Annotated in this window: 16 protein-coding genes; 7 read left to right on the top strand and 9 right to left on the bottom strand. The window is 47.5% G+C overall.

Features of this window, described 5'->3' with window-relative positions; all coding sequences use genetic code 11:
• The first annotated feature begins 35 nt into the window (after positions 1–35).
• Together RID53_RS34015 and RID53_RS34010 are read left to right on the top strand one after the other, a co-directional pair.
• On the top strand, positions 36–1,256 hold the full coding sequence (locus tag RID53_RS34015; protein WP_446392300.1) for a peptidoglycan recognition protein family protein: 1,221 nt from the start codon (positions 36–38) through the stop codon (positions 1,254–1,256).
• A 272-nt stretch (positions 1,257–1,528) separates the two neighbouring features.
• A complete protein-coding gene (locus RID53_RS34010; RefSeq protein WP_446392299.1) occupies positions 1,529–2,146 on the top strand; it encodes a hypothetical protein in 618 nt (205 codons plus the stop codon).
• A gap of 111 nt (positions 2,147–2,257) precedes the next feature.
• Here RID53_RS34010 and RID53_RS34005 read toward each other — a convergent pair whose 3' ends face one another.
• Positions 2,258–3,613: an inorganic phosphate transporter gene (locus tag RID53_RS34005; RefSeq protein WP_446392298.1), complete on the bottom strand. Its 1,356-nt coding sequence runs from the start codon at positions 3,611–3,613 to the stop codon at positions 2,258–2,260.
• 3 nt (positions 3,614–3,616) lie between these two features.
• Positions 3,617–4,147, bottom strand: coding sequence for an O-acetyl-ADP-ribose deacetylase (locus RID53_RS34000; RefSeq protein ID WP_446392297.1), 531 nt, complete (start codon positions 4,145–4,147; stop codon positions 3,617–3,619).
• A 275-nt stretch (positions 4,148–4,422) separates the two neighbouring features.
• Here RID53_RS34000 and RID53_RS33995 point away from each other — a divergent pair, with 275 nt between their 5' ends.
• A complete protein-coding gene (locus RID53_RS33995) occupies positions 4,423–4,740 on the top strand; it encodes a hypothetical protein (RefSeq protein ID WP_446392296.1) in 318 nt (105 codons plus the stop codon).
• Positions 4,741–4,910: 170 nt separating this feature from the next.
• Here RID53_RS33995 and RID53_RS33990 read toward each other — a convergent pair whose 3' ends face one another.
• Positions 4,911–6,962 carry a DICT sensory domain-containing protein gene (locus tag RID53_RS33990; protein ID WP_446392295.1) on the bottom strand — a complete coding sequence of 684 codons (2,052 nt, stop codon included), beginning with the start codon at positions 6,960–6,962 and terminating at the stop codon, positions 4,911–4,913.
• A gap of 436 nt (positions 6,963–7,398) precedes the next feature.
• A complete protein-coding gene (locus tag RID53_RS33985; protein WP_446392294.1) occupies positions 7,399–7,596 on the bottom strand; it encodes a hypothetical protein in 198 nt (65 codons plus the stop codon).
• 175 nt (positions 7,597–7,771) lie between these two features.
• On the opposite strand from RID53_RS33985, the gene RID53_RS33980 reads away from it, so the two are divergent.
• The gene (locus RID53_RS33980) at positions 7,772–12,475 is read left to right on the top strand and encodes an Hsp70 family protein (protein ID WP_446392293.1); all 4,704 of its coding nucleotides are present in this window, start codon (positions 7,772–7,774) and stop codon (positions 12,473–12,475) included.
• Here RID53_RS33980 and RID53_RS33975 read toward each other — a convergent pair.
• From RID53_RS33975 to RID53_RS33960, 4 genes are all read right to left on the bottom strand, one after another.
• Complete coding sequence (locus RID53_RS33975) at positions 12,416–13,900, bottom strand: sensor histidine kinase (RefSeq protein ID WP_446392292.1); 1,485 nt, start codon at positions 13,898–13,900, stop codon at positions 12,416–12,418. The two genes, RID53_RS33980 and RID53_RS33975, sit on opposite strands and share 60 nt — an antisense overlap.
• A gap of 3 nt (positions 13,901–13,903) precedes the next feature.
• A complete protein-coding gene (rppA, locus tag RID53_RS33970; RefSeq protein ID WP_446392291.1) occupies positions 13,904–14,581 on the bottom strand; it encodes a two-component system response regulator RppA in 678 nt (225 codons plus the stop codon).
• A 91-nt stretch (positions 14,582–14,672) separates the two neighbouring features.
• Positions 14,673–15,227: a DUF5666 domain-containing protein gene (locus RID53_RS33965; RefSeq protein ID WP_446392290.1), complete on the bottom strand. Its 555-nt coding sequence runs from the start codon at positions 15,225–15,227 to the stop codon at positions 14,673–14,675.
• Positions 15,228–15,466: 239 nt separating this feature from the next.
• Complete coding sequence (locus RID53_RS33960) at positions 15,467–16,315, bottom strand: hypothetical protein (RefSeq protein ID WP_446392289.1); 849 nt, start codon at positions 16,313–16,315, stop codon at positions 15,467–15,469.
• A gap of 399 nt (positions 16,316–16,714) precedes the next feature.
• Here RID53_RS33960 and RID53_RS33955 point away from each other — a divergent pair, with 399 nt between their 5' ends.
• On the top strand, positions 16,715–17,050 hold the full coding sequence (locus RID53_RS33955; RefSeq protein ID WP_446392288.1) for a hypothetical protein: 336 nt from the start codon (positions 16,715–16,717) through the stop codon (positions 17,048–17,050).
• A 297-nt stretch (positions 17,051–17,347) separates the two neighbouring features.
• Here the strand turns inward: RID53_RS33955 and argB are convergent, their stop codons facing one another.
• On the bottom strand, positions 17,348–18,247 hold the full coding sequence (argB, locus tag RID53_RS33950; RefSeq protein ID WP_446392287.1) for an acetylglutamate kinase: 900 nt from the start codon (positions 18,245–18,247) through the stop codon (positions 17,348–17,350).
• A gap of 275 nt (positions 18,248–18,522) precedes the next feature.
• Here argB and RID53_RS33945 point away from each other — a divergent pair, with 275 nt between their 5' ends.
• On the top strand, positions 18,523–19,317 hold the full coding sequence (locus RID53_RS33945) for a hypothetical protein (RefSeq protein ID WP_446392286.1): 795 nt from the start codon (positions 18,523–18,525) through the stop codon (positions 19,315–19,317).
• A 174-nt stretch (positions 19,318–19,491) separates the two neighbouring features.
• Complete coding sequence (locus tag RID53_RS33940; protein ID WP_446362420.1) at positions 19,492–20,058, top strand: Uma2 family endonuclease; 567 nt, start codon at positions 19,492–19,494, stop codon at positions 20,056–20,058.
• Positions 20,059–20,215: the final 157 nt, after the last annotated feature.

Raw genomic sequence — 20,215 nt, 5'->3', positions numbered from 1 at the left:
ACGGCTGATTTAAATTGAATGGAGGGCGAATCGATATGGCATTTACAGCGAGTGTTATTTCAACGAACGAATGGGGCGCTAGACCCCCAAAACAGTGGCCCCCCCAAACGAGACCGCAATATATTATCATTCATCATACGGCGACTCCTAATCCCCCCAATGATGTCTCTAGAGGGACATTAACGGGAGCCAAAACCTTCGCCCGCAGCATTCAAACAGCCCATACGGATGGCTTTGGCTGGATTGATTCCGGTCACAATTTTTTAAACACGACGGGCGGATATTTGCTAGAAGGTAGACATGGAAGTCTGACGGCGGCTAAACAAGGACGCAGTGTGCGTTCATCCCATGCGGGTAGTAATAAAGGGAATCAGTCGCCAGGTATTGAAAATGAAGGAACGTTTATCACCTATCAAATGAATGCCAAACAGTGGGATAGTTTGGTTGAATTATGCGCCTCGATTTGCTCAACGACTAAAATTAGCCCGGATAATATTCTCGGACATCGTGACTTTTCTCCCACTCAATGTCCGGGAGATTGGTTATATAGTCAATTACCTCGCTTACGCCAGGAAGTCCGTCAGCGATTAGGAGCATCTTTCATCGAAGTTTTGCGGGAAGGAGACACCGGACTACGAGTGAAGGAACTCCAGCAAATTCTCAGCGCTCAAGGGTTTAATCCGGGTCCAATTGATGGTATTTTTGGCGCGGGTACTGAAGATGCGGTGGTTTTGTTCCAAAAGTTTTATGGGTTAGAACCCGATGGTTTGGTCGGACCGAATACGTGGAAGGTTTTAGAACGGGTGTCTCAACCGACACAGCCACCTCCCACCGACACTGGGACTCCGACGGCGCCGGATACAACACCGGGGGGAAGTACACCGTTGAATCCACAAACCCCTTTCACCCAAGTTCAACTCCTCGATACCTATAAATATTACCGGGAACTCCCCCATCAAACCCAAGCCATTCAGTGGTTACAAGCACAACTGCCTCAGGCGACATTGGTGGAGTTTTCCCAAAAATGGCGCAATCAACCGTTAGAGCCTTTTTTACCACTCCAGGAAGGTTCCGTGAGTCCCCAAGTGAAGCAAGTCCAAGAGATTTTGCAGCAAGAAGGCTTTGATCCAGGTCCTGCTGATGGGATCTATGGTCCCAAGACAAAAGCCGCCGTTATTGCGTTTCAGCGCTCAAAAGGAATGACAGCAGATGGGATTGTGGGGGCGGTGACATGGTCGGTTCTGAATTTAGCTTAAGGTAAATAGCTGCAAAACCTTCAAAACTCCTGAAGAAGCGCCGTGAGATTGCATCGGGCATAGCCCACAACTTGAAAAGAGCATTCCCTACTACATCGTCTTCGACCGCTATACTGACGAATTGCGGGTATTTTGGTTAGAAGGCGATCGCTATCGGCAACAGGAACTCACTGAACCGCGAATTTGGTGAGCGATCGCACAAACGTTATCATAGTACAACCGTTACCTGTACAGGACAAATCGCTATTTTTACCTAATTCTGAAGGCACATTATGTCTTTTGGTGACTATAGAAAATACTCAGCCGCTGAATTAAAAGCTATCTTTAATATCACGCTATTGAAAGACGCTAATTTATTTAACAACTTTCACCCCACAGATCAGTCTTATCCTGATTTGCAGGTAGCCGTGAAAAAGATGAAGTCTCGCATTAGCCTGTCCAAATCGGATAACGAAGCAACCCGAGGCAGCCTCTTAGTATCTCACATTTTGTGGGAAGCTAGCGACACTTATAATCTCGGTATCTTTTTTGAACCACCCGTTGATATTAATCCAGAGGAAACACCGGGTTTGCCTCACCCTTTAAATGGTAAATACGATTGCGCTTTAAGTCTTGATGAGATTGATTTTATCTCGCCGATTATTTCAGTGGTTGAAGTAAAAAAAAGCAGTCTATCTGATGGGTTAGGGCAATGTGTCGCTGAAATGTATGCCACTCTCAAGAAGTTCCAGCAAGATCAAGTCTACGGCATTATCACCGATGGGGAAGTCTGGTCGTTTTTATTGCTAGAAAACTTGACACTATCGGTTAACGAAAATAATTATTACATTAGTAAGGTTGCCGATATTGTTGATCGGATTGGTTATATCGCCGAAAAATTTAATAAATAAGCATTCTCTCGAATCAAGTCAATCAAATGGTCAATTGTAGGGGCGGGTTTAGGGACTAACGCTAATGAAGAACCGATAAATGAGCAACAAAACCCGCCCTTGTTTAAGAGCCTAAAGAAAAATCCCACGTAAACTAATAAAAATAATCGCCCCTAAACTAGCGGCTACAGGTAGCGTAATCAACCAAGCCAGAGCAATCGATTTAAGGGTTTGAAAGCGAACTGTGCGCCAATTCTGAATCAATCCAATGCCAACAATACCACCCACTAAAGCGTGAGACGTTGAAACCGGAAAACCGAAGCGGGAGGCGAGTAAAACAGTTGTCGCCGTGGCAATTTCGGCACAGAATCCACTACTAGGTTGCAACGGGATAATATTTTCCCCAACGGTAGTAATCACCTTTTTACCCCAAACAGCTAACCCTGCAACGATACCAGCACCACCAATGATGAGAATCCACAACGGAATATCAAACGCCGTGAGGGGAACCGTACCCGTAGCAATAATATACGCGATCGCCGCTAAGGGAGCGATCGCATTCCCGACATCGTTGGAACCGTGAGCAAATGCTACAAAACAAGCGCTGAGAACTTGAAACCGTGCCAGTTGTTGCTCAATTGGTGAGGGAAAGGGAGACACAGCATTAGGGGGTGGGGCAATATTAGCTTCAATTTCTGCTTCTCCAGTTTCCCAGAGGCGAATATCCTTATCTGTTGATTCTTCAGGATTAACAGGTAGAATTAAAGGGCTACGTTCCAACTGACGCCAACTAATCAGACTCAGGACAATAGCCGCCACTGAAACCGTAATAATTGGTAAATCATGGGTAGGAATTGGCAAGGCATAAAATAGAGGACGATTAAATAAACTTGGCATAACAATCGCGCCAAAGATACTCAAAAGAATAGCACTTAGCCAAGGAATCCATTCCCGGAACTGAACCATCGGATTCCTTTGCCTTAAAATTGAGGTATTGATAATACTATAAAATACGGCGGCTAAACTACCACTAACAACAGGCGTAATAATCCAAGTTAACGAAATACGCCCCAAGGTTCCCCAATCTACCGCCTGCACCCCAATCGCCACCCAACAAAATCCGGCGATCGCGCCAACTACAGCATGGGATGAGGCGACAGGTAACCCCAGACTGGTGGCAATTTGTAACCATAACCCACAAGCGAGTAATACAGACATCATCCCCAGTAATAACACCTGTGGCGTTTGGGCAAATAACGTCGGATCAATCACTCGCGTGGCTAACGTTGTCGCCACCCCTTGACCAAATAAAACCGCACCCGTAAACTCCAAAATTCCTGCAATAATTAGCGCTTGTCGTAGCGTAACCGCTTTTGAGCCAACTGACGTTCCCATGGAATTCGCCACATCATTAGCGCCTAGATTCCAAGCGACATAGAAGGCAAGAATGGCAGTTAAACTGAGTTGAATTAGAGCTATTGAAATCACTCGTTATCCCTTATTTGTGATAATGTCCTGCACGGCTTGCCGATGGTGATTATAGGATTGCGTAGAGAAACAAACAAAAATCACTTGTTCGATAGTTGTCTTTTCTGCTAAAACCTGCTTAACTGTACCTACAGCTATTCTGGCAGCCCGTTCTGGCGGAAACCCATAAGCGCCCGTACTAATTGCCGGAAAAGCAATACTGCGAATATTATTTTGCTCAGCTAATTCTAAACTCCGATAATAACAACTCGCTAACAAAGCATCCTCGCCATGATTACCATCCCGCCAGACAAGTCCCACGGTATGAATCACCCAATCAGCCGGAAGATTGTAACCCTGAGTAATTTTAGCATCACCCGTTTCACAGCCATTCAACCCTCGACATTCTGCCAACAAACCGGGTCCAGCCGCCCGATGAATCGCCCCATCCACACCACCACCACCGAGGAGAGAGGTGTTTGCCGCATTGACAATCGCATCAACGGTTAACTGAGTGATATCGCCTTCAATGACATTTATTTTGCCTGTTATCATGAAGATTATCCTCCTGGAAAATAATTCTGTTTCGTTGGATTCATCACAGATCACCGATAGGTAAGCTCAGCAGTAGGGGAACAGTTTTGGTGGTGTTGTGATAGGCGCGATCGCGTCTGGGTTAGGCTCTGTAGAAAACCAAGACTCAGTAGACTCAGCCGATAAATGATACCATTAGCTACCCAACCTTCCCATAGATGTTCCTCTGGAACCGTCTACCTGATGGCTTATTTCTGGGATGATTCTTCAAGATTGAACTGACGCTCTAGCCTAGTATGTTACCCACACCCTTACCATCTCAACCAAGAACGGATCAGCGCTGGCACACATTTACGGAAATATTACAACGCCTCCATCGAGAAGGCATCTACATTAATTCTGAGCAATTAGCAGAATTTATGGTGGCACATGGATTGCCCGTTGATTTGTGCTATGTCCCAGAACATTTGCACTCTAAAGCCATTCAAATCAATCAAAACTATCAGGGCGATATGGTGTCCCTAACTGAACAATCCGAACCCGATTGGGATTATTCCTGGATGAACGAAGTCCAAACGCCCATCGTCAAAAACAATCCCTGCTATAAAATTTAAGGAAAAATAGGGATGGCTCCTCTCATTTCCAGTTGTTTCCAAATTCTCTAAAATTTTCATTCAAGTCCGCTCAATTCCTCTGCGTACCTGGAGCGGTATCCTCTGCGTACTCTGCGTTAACAAAATATAATTCATACGAATGAACTTGATCTGACCGCGTAATCCTCAATTCACTTGCGCTTAACTCTTGACCCCTTACGACTACCTTTTCCCTTTCCTTTAGAGGACTGAGAATCTGAGGTTGGCGCAATCATTGGCACCGTAAAGTGAAACTGAGACCCCTGATCTTTACCCGCTGAGTCTGCCCAAATTTTACCGCCCCATCCCTTGACAATTTGGCGACAAATTGCTAGACCTAAGCCTGTGCCGCCTGTAGTCCGTCGCAGCGCCCCTTCTTCTTGATAAAAGCGATCAAAGACATCCTCTAGGCGATTCGGTTCAATCCCTCGCCCGGTATCGGCGACAGTCACTTTTAACATCGAATTTCCATTGGTTTCAATCCCAATCGTGATTTCTCCTTGGGGAGACGTAAATTTGCAGGCATTGTCTAACAATTTGGCAAGGGTTTCCACCAGCCACTCGCCATCGGCTTGGACTAAGGGCAGATCTGTGGGAACTTGAGTGATAATGTTCGGTCGTCGATCCTCTGACCAATGGACGTTGATCCGGCTGAGGGCTAAATCAACACATTCTTGTAGAGAAAGGGCTTCGACATTCCATTCCACACGACCACTTTCCAGGCGCGAGAGGGTGAGAAAGTCTTGCACCAGTTTCCGCAGGCGTTCAGCGTCGTCAAGGGCGGTATTCAGCATCACCTGACGCAATTCCGGTGACATATCCGGTTCGCTGGCGAGACTTTCTAGGCACACCTGAATTGTGGACAGGGGGGTACGGAGTTCATGACCCGTGATTGCCACTAAGTTACTACGAGTCCGGTCAAGGGCGGCGAGTTGTTGGTTCAAATCTTGCAAATTCGCGTAAGCTTCCGCTTGGATTAAGGCGACACCCACTTGAGTTGCGATCGCTTCCACGAGGGCGAGTTCTTCATCCTTCCACCGATAAGGGGTTTCGCCGCAATGGTGTAACTCAACCATCCCCAATAATCGACCCTGATACAATACCGGAACCATCAGCCACGATCGCATACCAAAGGTTTGCACCAATTCCTTTAATTTAGAAGACGGGGAATTTGCATTTTTACTGGATGTCTGATTCAGCCGAGGATCATGTTGGGTGTCTTCTACGGAAATGGACTCTTGATGTTCGACAATCGCTTGAAACAGAGTATTGTCTTTTAGGGGCCAAGGACTACCTAGAGTAGAACAGAGGATCGTGCGATCGCGCCCTTGAGTTTCTAGGTACTCATGGGTAATCGTGGCTTGAGTATCCGTGGCTTTACAGCGGTAAAGTAGACAGCGACAGGAACCCATGGCGCGTCCTAACTCTTGCACCGCGATTTCTAGAACTTCATGAGGATCGAGCGATCGCCGAATCGCCGTGGTAATCGAATTCACCAAACGCTCGCGTTGTTCTTGAGCCGTGATCGAGCGATAGGCTTTCAGGAGTTTATACTGACCCGCTTGTAAGTAAGTCACCAACCGATGCACAAATGGATCAGGATTGGGTGAGTCTCCCAGATTCCGATCTGAGGGTTGAGTGGAGCCAAAACTGATATACTCAGCTTTTGCCTGCTCGATTTTATCCGCTAACTCCGGTCGATAGGTGGCAATGCGATCCAAAATCAACTCAGCGGCTTTAGCGCTAACCGTCCGGTCAAATGTCCAAATTCCCTCAAAACGTCGAGAGGTATCCATCTCCCCATTGGCGCTACTGGAGGAAGACGAACGTTTTTCTCGGCAGATCAAACAGTTGGCGTAGTGAGAACCAATCACCACTAAATGCCACTCGTGACTTAAGCCATCGCCCGGATCAAATGCCACGGTTTCGTAGTGATCTGAGCTATTCTTGAAATCCGTTTCTGGTGCGGCTAAGACATAGACATGAGGTGTCCGTTGGGCAATGCGTCGATAGCGATGGGCTTCCTGACGATAGAAGCGTTCTCGCTGAAAACAGGCAATCACCAACGGTTGCTCCGAACCAGCTAAGACCTGATCTTCCATCGCATGGGAGAGTGCGGTCAACGACGCTTTGAAATATACTTGTTGCCTCAGGTGGGGCATGGCTTGGAGTAAGTGAGCCAGCACCGAAGTTTTGATGATCATTCAAATAAGCGATAAGCAGTGTTTAGCTTGAGCTTGGCAACAAACTCTTGACAATTCCCCTCTTTTATGATTCAAATTGCCGCAATACCCAATGGCTTAAGAGCAATCGGCAGGTATGGGGAACGCCATTAAGCAACACGATTCGGCAAAGAACCGCTGTGGGTCATCGAGAGTTGATAACTTGTCCTATCAACCTATCGTACAAAAAAGAAGGTAACTTCCACCTAGCGAACCCGATAAAATTCCTCTCTAGGCTTCGAGGAGATGTCCAGTTGAGCGAATGTCTCGAACCCGATCTAGAGTGCTGAAGGGACGGGTAAGCTACTCAAATAAGTACCTGGACATAAATTCTTGCCGCTGTACTAAGAAATGTTAAGGAGCCGCTCAATCCTTACGTTTCCCTGTTAAAAATCCGTGAGTTCCCTAACCTCAACCATTAACTTGAATGAAAGTCCGACTCCTTAGGGCTGGCTGCAAAACTCGCCAAATCCAGAAAAATAAAGGTTTTGAGGACGATCAAAGGTGCATAAAGTACCAGCACTTCCATGCTTCGAGAGGTTGAGGGACTCGAATCTCCTGCTACCCTTTCAGGAGAAACGATTCCGCCGGAATTTGTGTTAAATCTTGATCTCATGTCGTTCTCGTCAGTGATCATTTCCTAAAAAACGGTAATCTAAGATACTCAATTCCCCTTTTTTGACGGTTGACTCCCTGTAGACGTAGGATATTATATCTATACTGAACTTCTGGTAACCGTCAGCCTTCTGCTTTAGTCGTATAATGCACACTCAACCTAAATCCTTACATAGATGTTTAATTGGCACCTAAACTTACAGAGGTTGTTTCAGGTTTTAGGCAAACATCTGACCAGAACTTTGCCCAGCTTTTTGCGGAAACGAATACCAGGATTCGGCTCACCCCAGCAGCAGTTGACAGTGACTTGCCAAACGCTACACAAGCAATTAACCACTGCTAACCCTTCCGATCGCGCGAAAGAGAAAGCTTGGAAAACCTATGGCAAAGCCCTATCCCTGGCTGAGCAATGCGATTACTCACAACTCATCCAAGTCATCGTGCAATTTGACCCGCTCTTTGGGGAGTGGCAGCCCAATTCCAGCTTTCGGCAAGAGCGATCGCTCTCGGTTCTACTGAAAGCCCAATCGCCAACGGCTCAAGCCCTCGATGCGGCATGGCGGCTTTCGGGGCGACTGCAAAACCCGTTACGGCAAACCGAGATACAACAGCTAATCTGTGTCCAATCTGCCCGAATTGGTGACACCAATGGACTACTGGTGAAGTTGCTAAAGCGACGAGAACAAGGGTGTCTCCCTAAAGCCGAACTCCATGAAATCCTCTCCACCTATTTAGACCACAATTCCTTTGAGGATAGCCATCCCTGGAAAGCCTTCTTCTCAGAATTTCCGGACACCCAACTGCCTCAAATTCATCAGGTTTATGCCCTAATGGAGCGCTATGAGGAAGCGGCAAACTTGGCAGAAGTAGCCAGAGATTACGCCAGTGCTATCCGTTACCTCCTGTCTGTTCCAGGTAAAGAAACTGCCCTTCGCGTTCTCGACTTGGCGGAGCGTGTCAAAGACCCCGATACAATTGCCCAAGCCCATGAGAACGTAGCCTCATGGTTCTGGGAGCAAGGGAGTTATGCCGATGCCCGAGAACACTTTCAAAAAGCTGGCAACCTCGAGGGCGCCAGCGACTGTTACCAACAAATGGGACAGCTCGAACTGGCAATCCAACTCCGTCCCGCGATTCGTTCTGAGTGGATACTCGATATCCGAGAGGCAATGGAGAACACCGTCCGAGGGCATCTTGATCGCCAAGACTTTTTAGAGGCAGTTCGCCTACTACGAACCGTAGAGCAAGCATGGCGAAACAAATCTGCCGAGTCAAGTCTTCGCTCTGAGGCGGATCGCACCCAACACCTGCTCTCGGAAGTAATCCGAACCGTTCGAGCCTCCTTTGAAGCCCAATTGCCAACGACTCAGGGACAATCAGAAAAAGACCTGTTCAAACAATGGAGCCTGTTGGAAGAAGCTGCTGGTAATTATCTCGAAGCTGGATTCCAGGCAGAGAAAGCTCAAGACTATTTTGCCGCATCCTTATTATTTGAGAAAGCCGGTGCCTTTGGTCAAGCCCTGATTGCCCTGGATTCTGCCGATCCAGACCATCCCAACCCTCGGAAAAAGGCTCAGTTGCTCGAGCAAGGCGGTGACTTCTTTATGGCGGGACTTCTCTACGAACGTTTGGGAGAAATCGAACAGGCGATTTCAATGTACGAACAGGCGAGGGAATACCAGCGTGCTGCCCAACTCCGACGGCAGCAACTTGGCGATCAGCGGGTCGTATTCGATCATCGCTTCCAAGAATTAATCACCAAAGCCGGTCAAGTCGAGGAACTGGCGGAACTTTGCGCGGCTCAAGCCTACGAACGGGAGCAACCGCCCGAGGAAAAAGCGCGTTTACTACGACGCCTGAAAGACCTAGGAGAGCAAGGGTTGGTGAGTGGCAAATGGCTAGACCTGGTTGCTACAGAGTTGCCCAGCATTGAGGCGTTAGATAGGCGTCGATTTGAAGAGCAAGCGGATCGATGGGTGCAAGCCGCGACTCAGGAGATTCTGGCAGACTACATTGATGCGATCGCGCTTGACCTGGGTACCAGTAACAGTGTGGTTTGTCTGTATAACCAAAAGCAAGGAGAGCCAGAGGTTGTCGAATGGCAGGGGCGACGGCAGATTCCGTCCGTGTTTGCGATCGATCAAGTGGGGCGGGAACGGGTTGGTGTGCCGATATCCGAGCTGCTGGGGAAATCACCTCGCGCCATTGTCACTCAAGCTAAACGGCAGATGGGAACGGACACCAAATTCAAAGCCGGGGGTCAGGTATACCGTCCTGAAGAAATTTCAGCGCGGATTATTAACCACGCCCGTGAATTAGCGAGGGAGTATCTGCACAAAAAGATTGGTGAGAAAATTTCCCGAATGGCGGCTCAGGTGATCGGAACATCTGTGCCAGAGGACTGGGTAATAACCTACCTCGATCAACATCCCCCCACCATTCCTTTAGCCAATGCTGTGATTACAGTACCGGCTTACTTCAATGATGCCCAGAAACAAGCGACAAAGACTGCCGGAGTGCTGGCGGATATCAACATCCTGCGCTTAATTCACGAACCAACGGCGGCTTGCCTTGCCCAGCGTACCCGCTCTTCTATCAATGAAACGATTTTAGTCGCTGACTTGGGAGCAGGAACCTTTGATCTTTCCATTATTGAAGTCGAGGAAAGCGTCTTTGAGGTACTGGAAATCGAGGGAGATAATGCACTTGGCAGTGCTGATTTAGATGATGTGTTGTATGCTCATTTTCTAGAGGTGATTAAAGCTGAAACCGGGCAGGATATAAACGGCGATCGCCGCACCGTCACCCGTCTGCGTCAGGCTGGCGAAGAACTCAAGATTGAACTGTCCTCCCGCAGCGCTTGGACAATTGAGCTACCCGATTTGATTAACGGTAGCCCGATCACCCTGGAACTGACACGAGACGAACTCGAACGCCTAGCTGCACCTTGGCTGGATCGCATTCGGACAACCTGCCAAAAGATTAATCGCCAACCGAGTCGGATACTTCTCATCGGCGGTGGAGCGATGATGCCTGCGGTTCGTGAGTGTATTGGGGATGTGTTTGCCCAAGACCCTAACTCGGATTTAGATCCGCTAACAGCCGTTGCCCGTGGAGCGGCTCTGCAAGCGGCGATCCTGATGGGTTCACTACAGGATGCTATCTTGTTGGATGCTGTTCCGTTCAGTCTGGGGATTAAATCCTATGTAGCACCGGGTCAGTTCAAGTTTGATTCCTTAATCCCCAAGCACACGACCATCCCGACTCAAACAACACGACGCTATACTACAGTTGAGGACAATCAGACCAACGTTAGAATTCAGATCTTTCAGGGAGAATCCTCTGTTCCTGAGGAAAATTTTAAGATCGGACAATTTATTCTGCAAGGAATACTTCCCGCCCAAGCTAGAATTCCCCAAATCGATGTCACTTTTGATATCGATAGCAATTGCCTTCTGACTGTGACCGCTCGCGATGCTGGAACGGGAAAACAATGCAGCATCACTATCTCCGACTCGCACCTACTGACGCCGGCTCAAGCGGCTTCGCTGCAAGCCAGATTCCGAGACTCTCAGACTCATCAAGGACACCTGACAGGGTTAGAGAAACTGGCGAGGAACCTCACACAGATGCTGCAAGAGACCCAACGGATCAATATTCTGGAACTCTCAGCCGGTTTGCAACAGCGATTGCACTACTATGAACGTCACCGAGAGCGGTATTTGCCGACTCCGACAGACAATGACAGGTTGTTTGAGGTCTACCGCAACCGCGACGAATTAGAGATGAAGGCACGGTTAGCCCAGGATCGATGGGACAGCTTGAGCCGGAGTAGCCGGACTTGGTTGGAGGGTTATGGGTCGCTCGATTGGCGTTCTACACAAGTCTCACAGCAAGTGGAGCAATTAATCGAGGAAGGCACTAGCCTGCTTGAGCGCACCCGCTCAGCCGCCCAAGAGGTGACAGACGTGGCGGCGACTTACAGGAGATGGTTGAGTGCCATTGAGAACCTTCCGATTAACCCTGAGGGAAATGCTGAAGAACTGGCTCAACATTTCCTCCGTCTTAACCGCTATTCAGAAGCCATTACTCATTTTCATCGGATTGAGGCTCCCCTATCTCCATCCCAGGTCGAACTCGGTTTGGAAATTTTGGCTCGTTCCCGCCAACGAGAGGCTTATAGCGCATTGTTTTTAGACCACGCCCCAATGCTTGGCTCTCACAGTCCCGACTTTGAGAGCCTCAATCATTCGGTGCGGATTTATGCCTCCTCCGTGGTTTGGATACAGGTGAATGTAGGCGGATTTGCTGGCAGTGGTAGTGGCTTTGTTATTAGTCCCGATGCAGTGGCGACCAACCGTCACGTTGTCGTAAACCAGTCCACAGGACAATGCATTTTACCGGAAGCGGTCAGCGTAATTACCAAGGAAGGTCGTCTCCAGGTAACAGAAATCTATTTACCGACTTGGGGCGCGGACGATGTGGCAATCCTGTGCTTGCGACCTGAGTCTACTCCTGTTACTCCATTACGGTTAGGCTTTTCGGAACTCGTTGAGGTTGGGGAGCGGATTTTGACCGTTGGTTTTCCGGCGCCTGGGGAGGGTGGGTTTGAAGAAAATCTCTACTGTAATGTTGGCTTGGTCAACCGTATCCGACCGAGTCAACTTTGCACTGAGCGGGTGCTAGAGGTGAGTATTCCGCTTCAGGGGGGGATTAGCGGTGCGCCGATTTTGAATCAATTGGGAGAGGTTGTGGGATTGTTAAGCTTCTTCACGGAGCGCAAACGGGAGAACTCTAGTGGACAGAGTTACAGCGAACAGTCATTTTATGCCATTCCTGTTGAGGTTTTGCGCCGCCTTCGTGGAAATGTTCAAGGGTAGAGAAATTTGAAACGTCGAACCCTGTCCCAGGGTGCTGGTAACGTTGATGTGTCCCCCATGAGCCTGAACAATCTGTTGTGCGATCGCTAATCCTAAGCCAAAGCCGCCGGAGGCTTTGGCACGCTTTGAATCAACGCGATAAAACCGTTCAAACAGATGAGGTAGAGCCTCTGGGGGAATACCGATTCCAGTATCTTCAACCTGAATCAAGGCTTGATCGGTGCGTGTAAGTAGACGCAGTTCGATCATGCCTCCGGCGGGTGTATAGCGGCAAGCATTACTGAGGAGATTCGCGATCGCTTGCTGCAACAAGTTGGCATCGGCATTCACTTCAACCGCCATTTTGGGTAACTGACTCGTTAGCGTTAGCTGATGGGTTTTCCCTTGCGGTAGCCAATCGACCACTAAATTACTTAATAAATCGGTCAGATCAACACATTGGAGTGAATCAGCCGCCAATAACCCTTCATGTCGCGCCAAAAATAACAAGTCACTCACCAGTGAACTCATCTGTTTGGTCAAATTGACAATCTTGTCGAGTCGTTGGCGCAGTGGAATTGACTCCTCTTCCAAGTCATCGAGATCCATCAATCCCACCTGAGCATTACTCAACACTGCCGCTAAAGGCGCCCGCAATTCATGAGAGGCATTGGCGGTAAATCGTTGGAGTTGCTCACAGACAATCTCCAAACGTTGATTCGTTTGACGCAAGCGATCTTCCCGGTTGGCTAACTCTCGTTCCAACTGATAGAAAAGGTGAACGGCAAACCAGGCACTGAGCGTCCCAATTACGCCAAAAATACATAACACAATCCAGGTAATTTGTCGATAAAAGTCTTGGTGTTGTCGGCGTTGTACCCATAATTCTTCCTCGGTTTGGGCAAAGCGATCGATTTCTGTTCGGGTAGCATCCATCGTCGCTTTTCCTTCCTCTAACCACGCATAGAGAGAGGCAACTGGAACAAAAATATCGGTTTGTCCCTGAATGAGTTTTAGTTCTCGCTGTAAGGTTAATTTCTGTTGAAAAATCCTTAGATTCTCATCAACCCCTGTCCGAATATCCTGTATTCGTTGGGTTTGTTGAGGATTGTCTTGTACCAGTTGTTCTAATCGATCCAACGATTTAGGAATAATCGCTTTAGCCCGGTTGTAAGGAGTCAAAAATTCATCTCGTTGGGTCAATCCATACCCTCGAACTCCGGTTTCCGCATCAACCAAGGCATTCAAGAGACGTTTGGTTTCCAAACGCACAATTTGAGTGTGTTGCACCCAGGTTTCATCTTCCACCAAGCTGGCTTTCAACCAGGCAAATGCCGACAATGCCATGAACAAACAGGTTACGGGAAGTACAATAATCACGGTTCCCCGCACTCGAATCGGCAGTGTTTGCCAGCGTTGATGAACAACAGAAACTGGATGAGTCATATCTCAATCCGAAGGAGGTTCAAGACGATAACCTGTGCCGTAGAGGGTTTCAATCCAACCGTCTACACCGATTTCGCGCAACCGTTGACGCAGGCGTCTAATCCGAGCGGTTACCGCATTACTTTCGGGTTCCTCTCCCCATTCCCATAGTGCCTGTTCAATCTGATCGTGAGTGAGGATCTGGTGGGGATGGCGCATCATGTACTCCAGAAGTTGAAAATCCCGGCTTGCTAGTTTCAGGCTAACGCTTCCCCGTTCCACGCGCATGGTGTCGAGATGCAGGGATAGATCGCTAACTTGCACCACGTCACCGCACCAGAGGGGCGCTCGTCGCCGCAAAGCCCTCACCCGCGCCAGCAGTTCTTGAATATCCACAGGCTTGACCAGATAATCATCGGCGCCAGCATCTAACCCCATCACCTTATCGGCAATGGTATCTTTTGCCGTCAGCATGAGAATGGGAGCGGCTTTTCCTGCCTGACGATACTGCTGACACAGACAAATACCATCCTCACCGGGCAACATCCAGTCTAAAATGAGCAAGTCATAGTCTTTTTCGCCCATCAGCCATCGGGCGGTTGTTCCATCTTCCACCGCATCGACGATATGTCCTGAACGAGTCAAGGCGGCGTGGAGGGGTTCAATTTGTTCTGGATCATCTTCGACGAGCAAGATTCGCATATCTTGTGGCGTGGGTGAGAGTCTATGATCGGAACTGTGGATTTGGCATTTGTGCCTTCCACAGCCCACAAAACACTTTTAGCCGCCCTGTTTAAGGTGTGGAGGTAGCCGCATCGGTGAGGGAGTTGGCATCAAATTCGCCATTTTCAAATTCTCCAGAGATGGTTACGCGATCGCCTATTTTAATCTGTTCGGCTGTGTTGTCACCGTAGAGTTCCCATGTATCCACCTTGAAGCTGCGATCGCCGGTTCTGAAATGAAATCCATCTTCCCACACCCGCTCAACTGTTCCTGTGTAGGTTGTCTGGGCGCGGCTCACCGGTGACGGTGTGGCAGTTTCCGTATCGGTCGTTGAAGGTTTAGAGGTAGCCGCATTGGTGAGGGAGTTGGCATCAAATTCGCCATTTTCAAATTCTCCAGAGATGGTTACGCGATCGCCTATTTTAATCTGTTCGGCTGTGTTATCACCGTAGAGTTCCCATGTATCCACCTTGAAGCTGCGATCGCCGGTTCTGAAATGAAATCCATCTTCCCACACCCGCTCAACTGTTCCCGTGTAGGTTGTCTGTGTATGGCTCACAAGTGGCACAGCGATGGTAGACAAGACTCCGGCGGCGATCAAGGTTAATGTTTTGATGCGTTTCATGGTTTAGTCCTGACACTGTTGAGGAACAATAATGAATATACTGATGAAAAATGACCACAAAATGACAGGCAAAACGATACATTAAACCAAAAACTGGCTAGCCTTGACACCTGTGAGGGTTGAGACTACCCGAAATCCGCCTCCCTAACTGCCGATTCGCACATCAATGCGTCTCCCCAATCAGCGACAATATCCCCCTACTGTCACCCCGGGGATTTTCTGAATTATCCATGGTTTAATCATTTTTTATTGAATTTGTTTCCCACAGCACAAGTCCCTAATGTTAATAGACCCAATACCGTTGATGTTTCCGGAACAGGTATTCTCGATTGTTTAGACTCGATGAAATTTAAATAGGCTTTTTGATTGTTAGAATTATACAAAGAATCATCTGAACTCTGGAAAAGATTAAAACCGTAGGGATCACCAACAGCCAAGACTTTACCACCGTTAGCAAAGGGCTGAAATTCCACTATCGACCTGATTGAGCCATTTGTACCAATCAGCATCCCTCCATGTGAAGAAATATCGGTTACCATTGGGTTAATATCAGTGGCTAAAGATGTACCAAATGTTTGACCTCTGAGGTCGCCGAATGTGCCGACAGTGGTTAGAGACACCGTATTTGTAAACGTGCCACCTGTAGAAGAATTGACACCACCGACAACACCTGTATATCGGGAACCGAGTCCTAGCGATTCCAGTACAGAATTAGCCGATGTCTGCTCAGAACGAGTTGAATCGGCTTCAATAATCAGACAACCACCAGTTTTGACGAAATTTCTCAGCACGCTACTTTCAGTGTTCGTCAGTGTTTTTGAGGACGCTCCATGAAAGAATATATCAACGTCAGCAAGATTTGCCTCGGTTAGGGTTGATACTCCTGGAAGGATAGTATGTAAACGTTCCAGAAGACTTAAGCTGAATGCACCATATTGCAATGCACCATTTCCGGCATTAAATAAGTCACCCCCACGCTGATTTGCGCTGTCCCAACTTCTTATCGTTAATGCACCTGCCGAATTTACTCCTAAAGCTTCGAGAAGAATAGCTAGGGATAAGGTTATTGTTATTAATAGCTTATTCATATTAGTGATGCTATAATCAGCTTACTAATATTCAGAATACATAAGTCCAAAGTTTAATTCTCTAGTTTTTGGTCTTCTTCACAAACTCTTTACATCGATCAATTAATGGGATCATTGTTAAATTTAATAATGGTTAAGAAAGGCGTTACACAGATGAGCGGATAGACCCATCATTCCAGGTACATCGATAAAAATATTCCCATATTCGTAAAAAATATTTACAACACTTCAATAAAATTAACTATTTCACCCAAGCCAATCCTTATAAATATAAGCTAAACTTATGCTAATTAATAGATTTTATCTTCACACAATATTTAACAACTGCCCCTTGACAAAGGACAAAGGACAAAGGACAAAGGACAAAGGACGGACAAAGGACGGACAAAGGACAAAGGAATGAATAAACTGTTGCCAGGTTTCTCCGAGGGGTTCCCTGTAGCGCTAAGAGTATGGTTAGTGTTTTTGCTATGTCTGGTTTTACTGGGATACTCAGTTCCCTTCAGTATCGTGGTGGGTGCTGTTGGGGGAATTGCTGGCGGCTGGATTGTGGCTTGGTGGAATAGTAAAGATAAACCAAAGGAAGCACCCTCTGAACCCCAAGATGAGCCAGAGGAAACCCCCGTCAAGTTAAGTGGATTAACCTTGGCGAAACAGCGTCGAGATGCTAGAGCGAGGAGGCGTTCCCAGAAAAGCTCCATTCCATTGACGGGATTATTAAACCGAAGTAAGTAATGTACTCTCAATCCGGGAACAGGTAAGTCGTCGGACAAAAAAGAAGAAAACCTCGATAGAGCCAAAAGAGCCAAAAAGCCATACAAAGTAGGTTGGTGGAAATAAACTTAACTAGATTAAGTTATGTAAACAAGCCTCAAACCCTTACTGTTCCCTGTTCCCTGTTCCCTGTTCCCTAATCTCCACCGCTAACTTTAATTGTGTCCACCTACTAAAATAGCGAGCGAGACGCTCGCACTGTTCTCTATTCCCCGTGTCCTGTTCCCTCCCCTCACCGCAACACTTATTCAGCAAGCGCTATTCTGTAAATTCAGATGCCACAATCATAGAACCAATTCCTTTATTGGTAAAAATTTCTAAAAGTAGAGCGTGGGGAATTCGACCATCAATAATATGAGCCGCCCGTACCCCCTGAGCCAGCGATCGCACACAACAGTTAACCTTAGGTATCATACCGCCAGCCACAACGCCTGATGCCATTAACTCTCGTGCTTGTTGGATATCCAGCTTAGCCATGAGAGTGGAGGGGTCTTGGTAATCCTGCAAAATCCCCGGAGTATCAGTGAGTAGAATTAACTTTTCGGCTCCCAAAGCGGCAGCAATTTCGCCAGCAACGGTATCAGCGTTGATATTATAGGCTTGACCCGCCTCATCAGCAGAAACACTTGACACAACTGGAATGTAGCCACTTTTGACCAAGGAGTCCACCAGTTTAATATCAACACTGCTGACTTCTCCAACAAAGCCAATCCCCTTGCGCCCTTCCGGACGGGCTTTGATTAAATTTCCGTCTTTACCGCAAAGTCCCACGGCTAAACCCCCAGCCCGGTTAATCAGAGAGACTAACTCTTTATTAACTCGACCCACGAGAACCATCTCCACAACATCCATCGTGGGTGCATCCGTTACCCGCAACCCATCCTTAAACTGTGGTTCAATCCCCAGCTTATCCAACCAGCTATTAATTTCGGGACCACCGCCGTGAACCACGACGGGACGAACGCCGACACAGGATAAGAAGACAACATCCCGAATCACTTTATCTTTGAGGTTGCTATCCTTCATCGCCGCCCCTCCATACTTAACCACAACCGTTCGTCCTGCAAACTGCTGGATGTAAGGTAGGGCTTCACTGAGTATCTGCACACGGGTTGCTTCGGCTTCCCGGATTAAATCGTGATTGTTTTCTTTTTGCATTGACAGCAACTGGAAGACCAATAAGATATCCCAAGCAGTTTAGATCATTTTTTTATCAAATATCTCCCCCAGCTCCCCAGACGTAGCATGCTACGTCTCTACATGCTCCCCCTGCTCCCTCATCTTCCCCATTTCCCTAATCGCCAAAATCCCCCATCGGATAGAGTTGATTGCTACTCCTGAGAAAGATGCGATCGCGGCTAGATTGCCTTTGAATGAATGGTGGAAGCGTTAACTTCTAAGATTTGCTAACTATTGAGAGAGGACATTCATACATGTTTATTAAACACTATCGTAAAAGCTTACCTGCCAGTGCGATCGCCTTAGCGCTGATGGCTGTACTGCTTCCCTCCTGCGCCGACACTACACAAGACGTTGTCACCGCAGGACAAGAGGAAGAAAACGTAACGGCTGAGGAAGTCGAGGAGAACACCGAACAACTGTTCGGTCAAAGCGTGAGCATACGAGGCGAAGTGAGAGAGGTTCTGGATAATGTCACCTTTACCATCTCAGAGGATGAGCTTTTTGGTGATGAGATTATCGTAGTCAATACCTCTGGCGAACCCTTTATGCTGCCAGAAGAGGACGATGTTGAAGTCCAAGTCACCGGTGAAGTGCGTCAGTTTAATAGGGTAGAGTTTGAGGAAGAATTCGACTTAGACTTGCAATTCGATACCGACTACGAACAACAGCCTGCTATTGTCGCTGAATCACTGGCACTTGCACCCGACCCCGGAGAAATTACCGAAGATCCTAGCCGATTCTACAATCAAATTGTGGCTGTAGAGGGTGAAGTGGAAGAGATTATGAGTAACAATACCTTTACCCTTGATGAAGACCAGATAGCAGGTGGCGGTGATTTGTTAGTCTTCACCTTAGTCCCACCGGAGAGAACCATGGTTGAAGGTGAAGATGTTGTCGTGACGGGTGAGATACGTCCCTTTGTCGCCGCTGAATTTGAGCGGGATTATGAGTTAACTTGGGATTTGGATGTCAAACGTCAACTGGAAGCCGAATACGAGAATAAGCCTGTCTTTATCGCTAAATCCATCTATCCCTCTGCTCAATAATAGTTAATCCGGTAGTATTGGTTATAGCAGTAGACACATCTATTAGGACAAAAGAACTGTTGTAGAGACGTTCCGCCGGAACGTCTCTACCTAAATGATGTATCCTTTTTCCCCGTCATGTAACATGTCAAACTAGAAGTAGCGATTCCGGAAAATCGAGAGGAAGCTTGGGCTATGACAATCTCCACTGAGAAAAAAGTTTGGACAGATGAGGAATTTATGGCACTGTCCAAAGATGGGCATTGTTATGAGTTAGTAAACGGGGAGCTTGTGAATATGGGCAATTCAGGGATGGAGCATGGCGGAATTGGCTCATTTCTGGGGGGGCTTCTGGCAATCTATGTTCGGCAACACAAATTGGGAACGGTTTGTGATTCTAGTACAGCGTTTACCTTAAAGAACGGCAACAAGCGATCGCCTGACGTCTCTTTTGTCTCTAAAGAACGGCTCAAGGGTTTAAAGCGTCCCCCTCGTGGGTTCTTTCAAGGTTCTCCTGATCTGGCGGTGGAAATTCTCTCTCCCAACAATACCGTTGAAGAAATCCACGACAAGATTGTGGAATATTTTGACAACGATACTCGCTTAGTTTGGGTGATTCATCCCGATGAAAAATATGTTCTGGTTTACCATTCGCCCGAACCCGATCGCTTACTTCGTCCTCAAGACACGCTAGAGGGTGACGCGATCGTTCCTGGCTTTTCCATGTCGGTTGCTGAACTGTTTGAAGAGTGGGATTTTTAGCGATCGCTCAATTTTGATTTTCTACATAGAACTTAGGTCTTTTTATGAAAAAGAGAACTTTTGGCTATGTTAGTTATTCCCCAAAAAGCAACTCTCCCGTAACTAATGTGATAAGTTTTTAGGAATCACATCAATTACGGGAGAGCCTAGATTTTCA

It is taken from the genome of Coleofasciculus sp. B1-GNL1-01 (assembly GCF_040220235.1).
Classification (GTDB): domain Bacteria; phylum Cyanobacteriota; class Cyanobacteriia; order Cyanobacteriales; family Coleofasciculaceae; genus Coleofasciculus.
The sequence above is the reverse complement of the archived record's forward strand: the minus strand, read 5'-3'. Positions and strand labels throughout refer to the sequence as shown.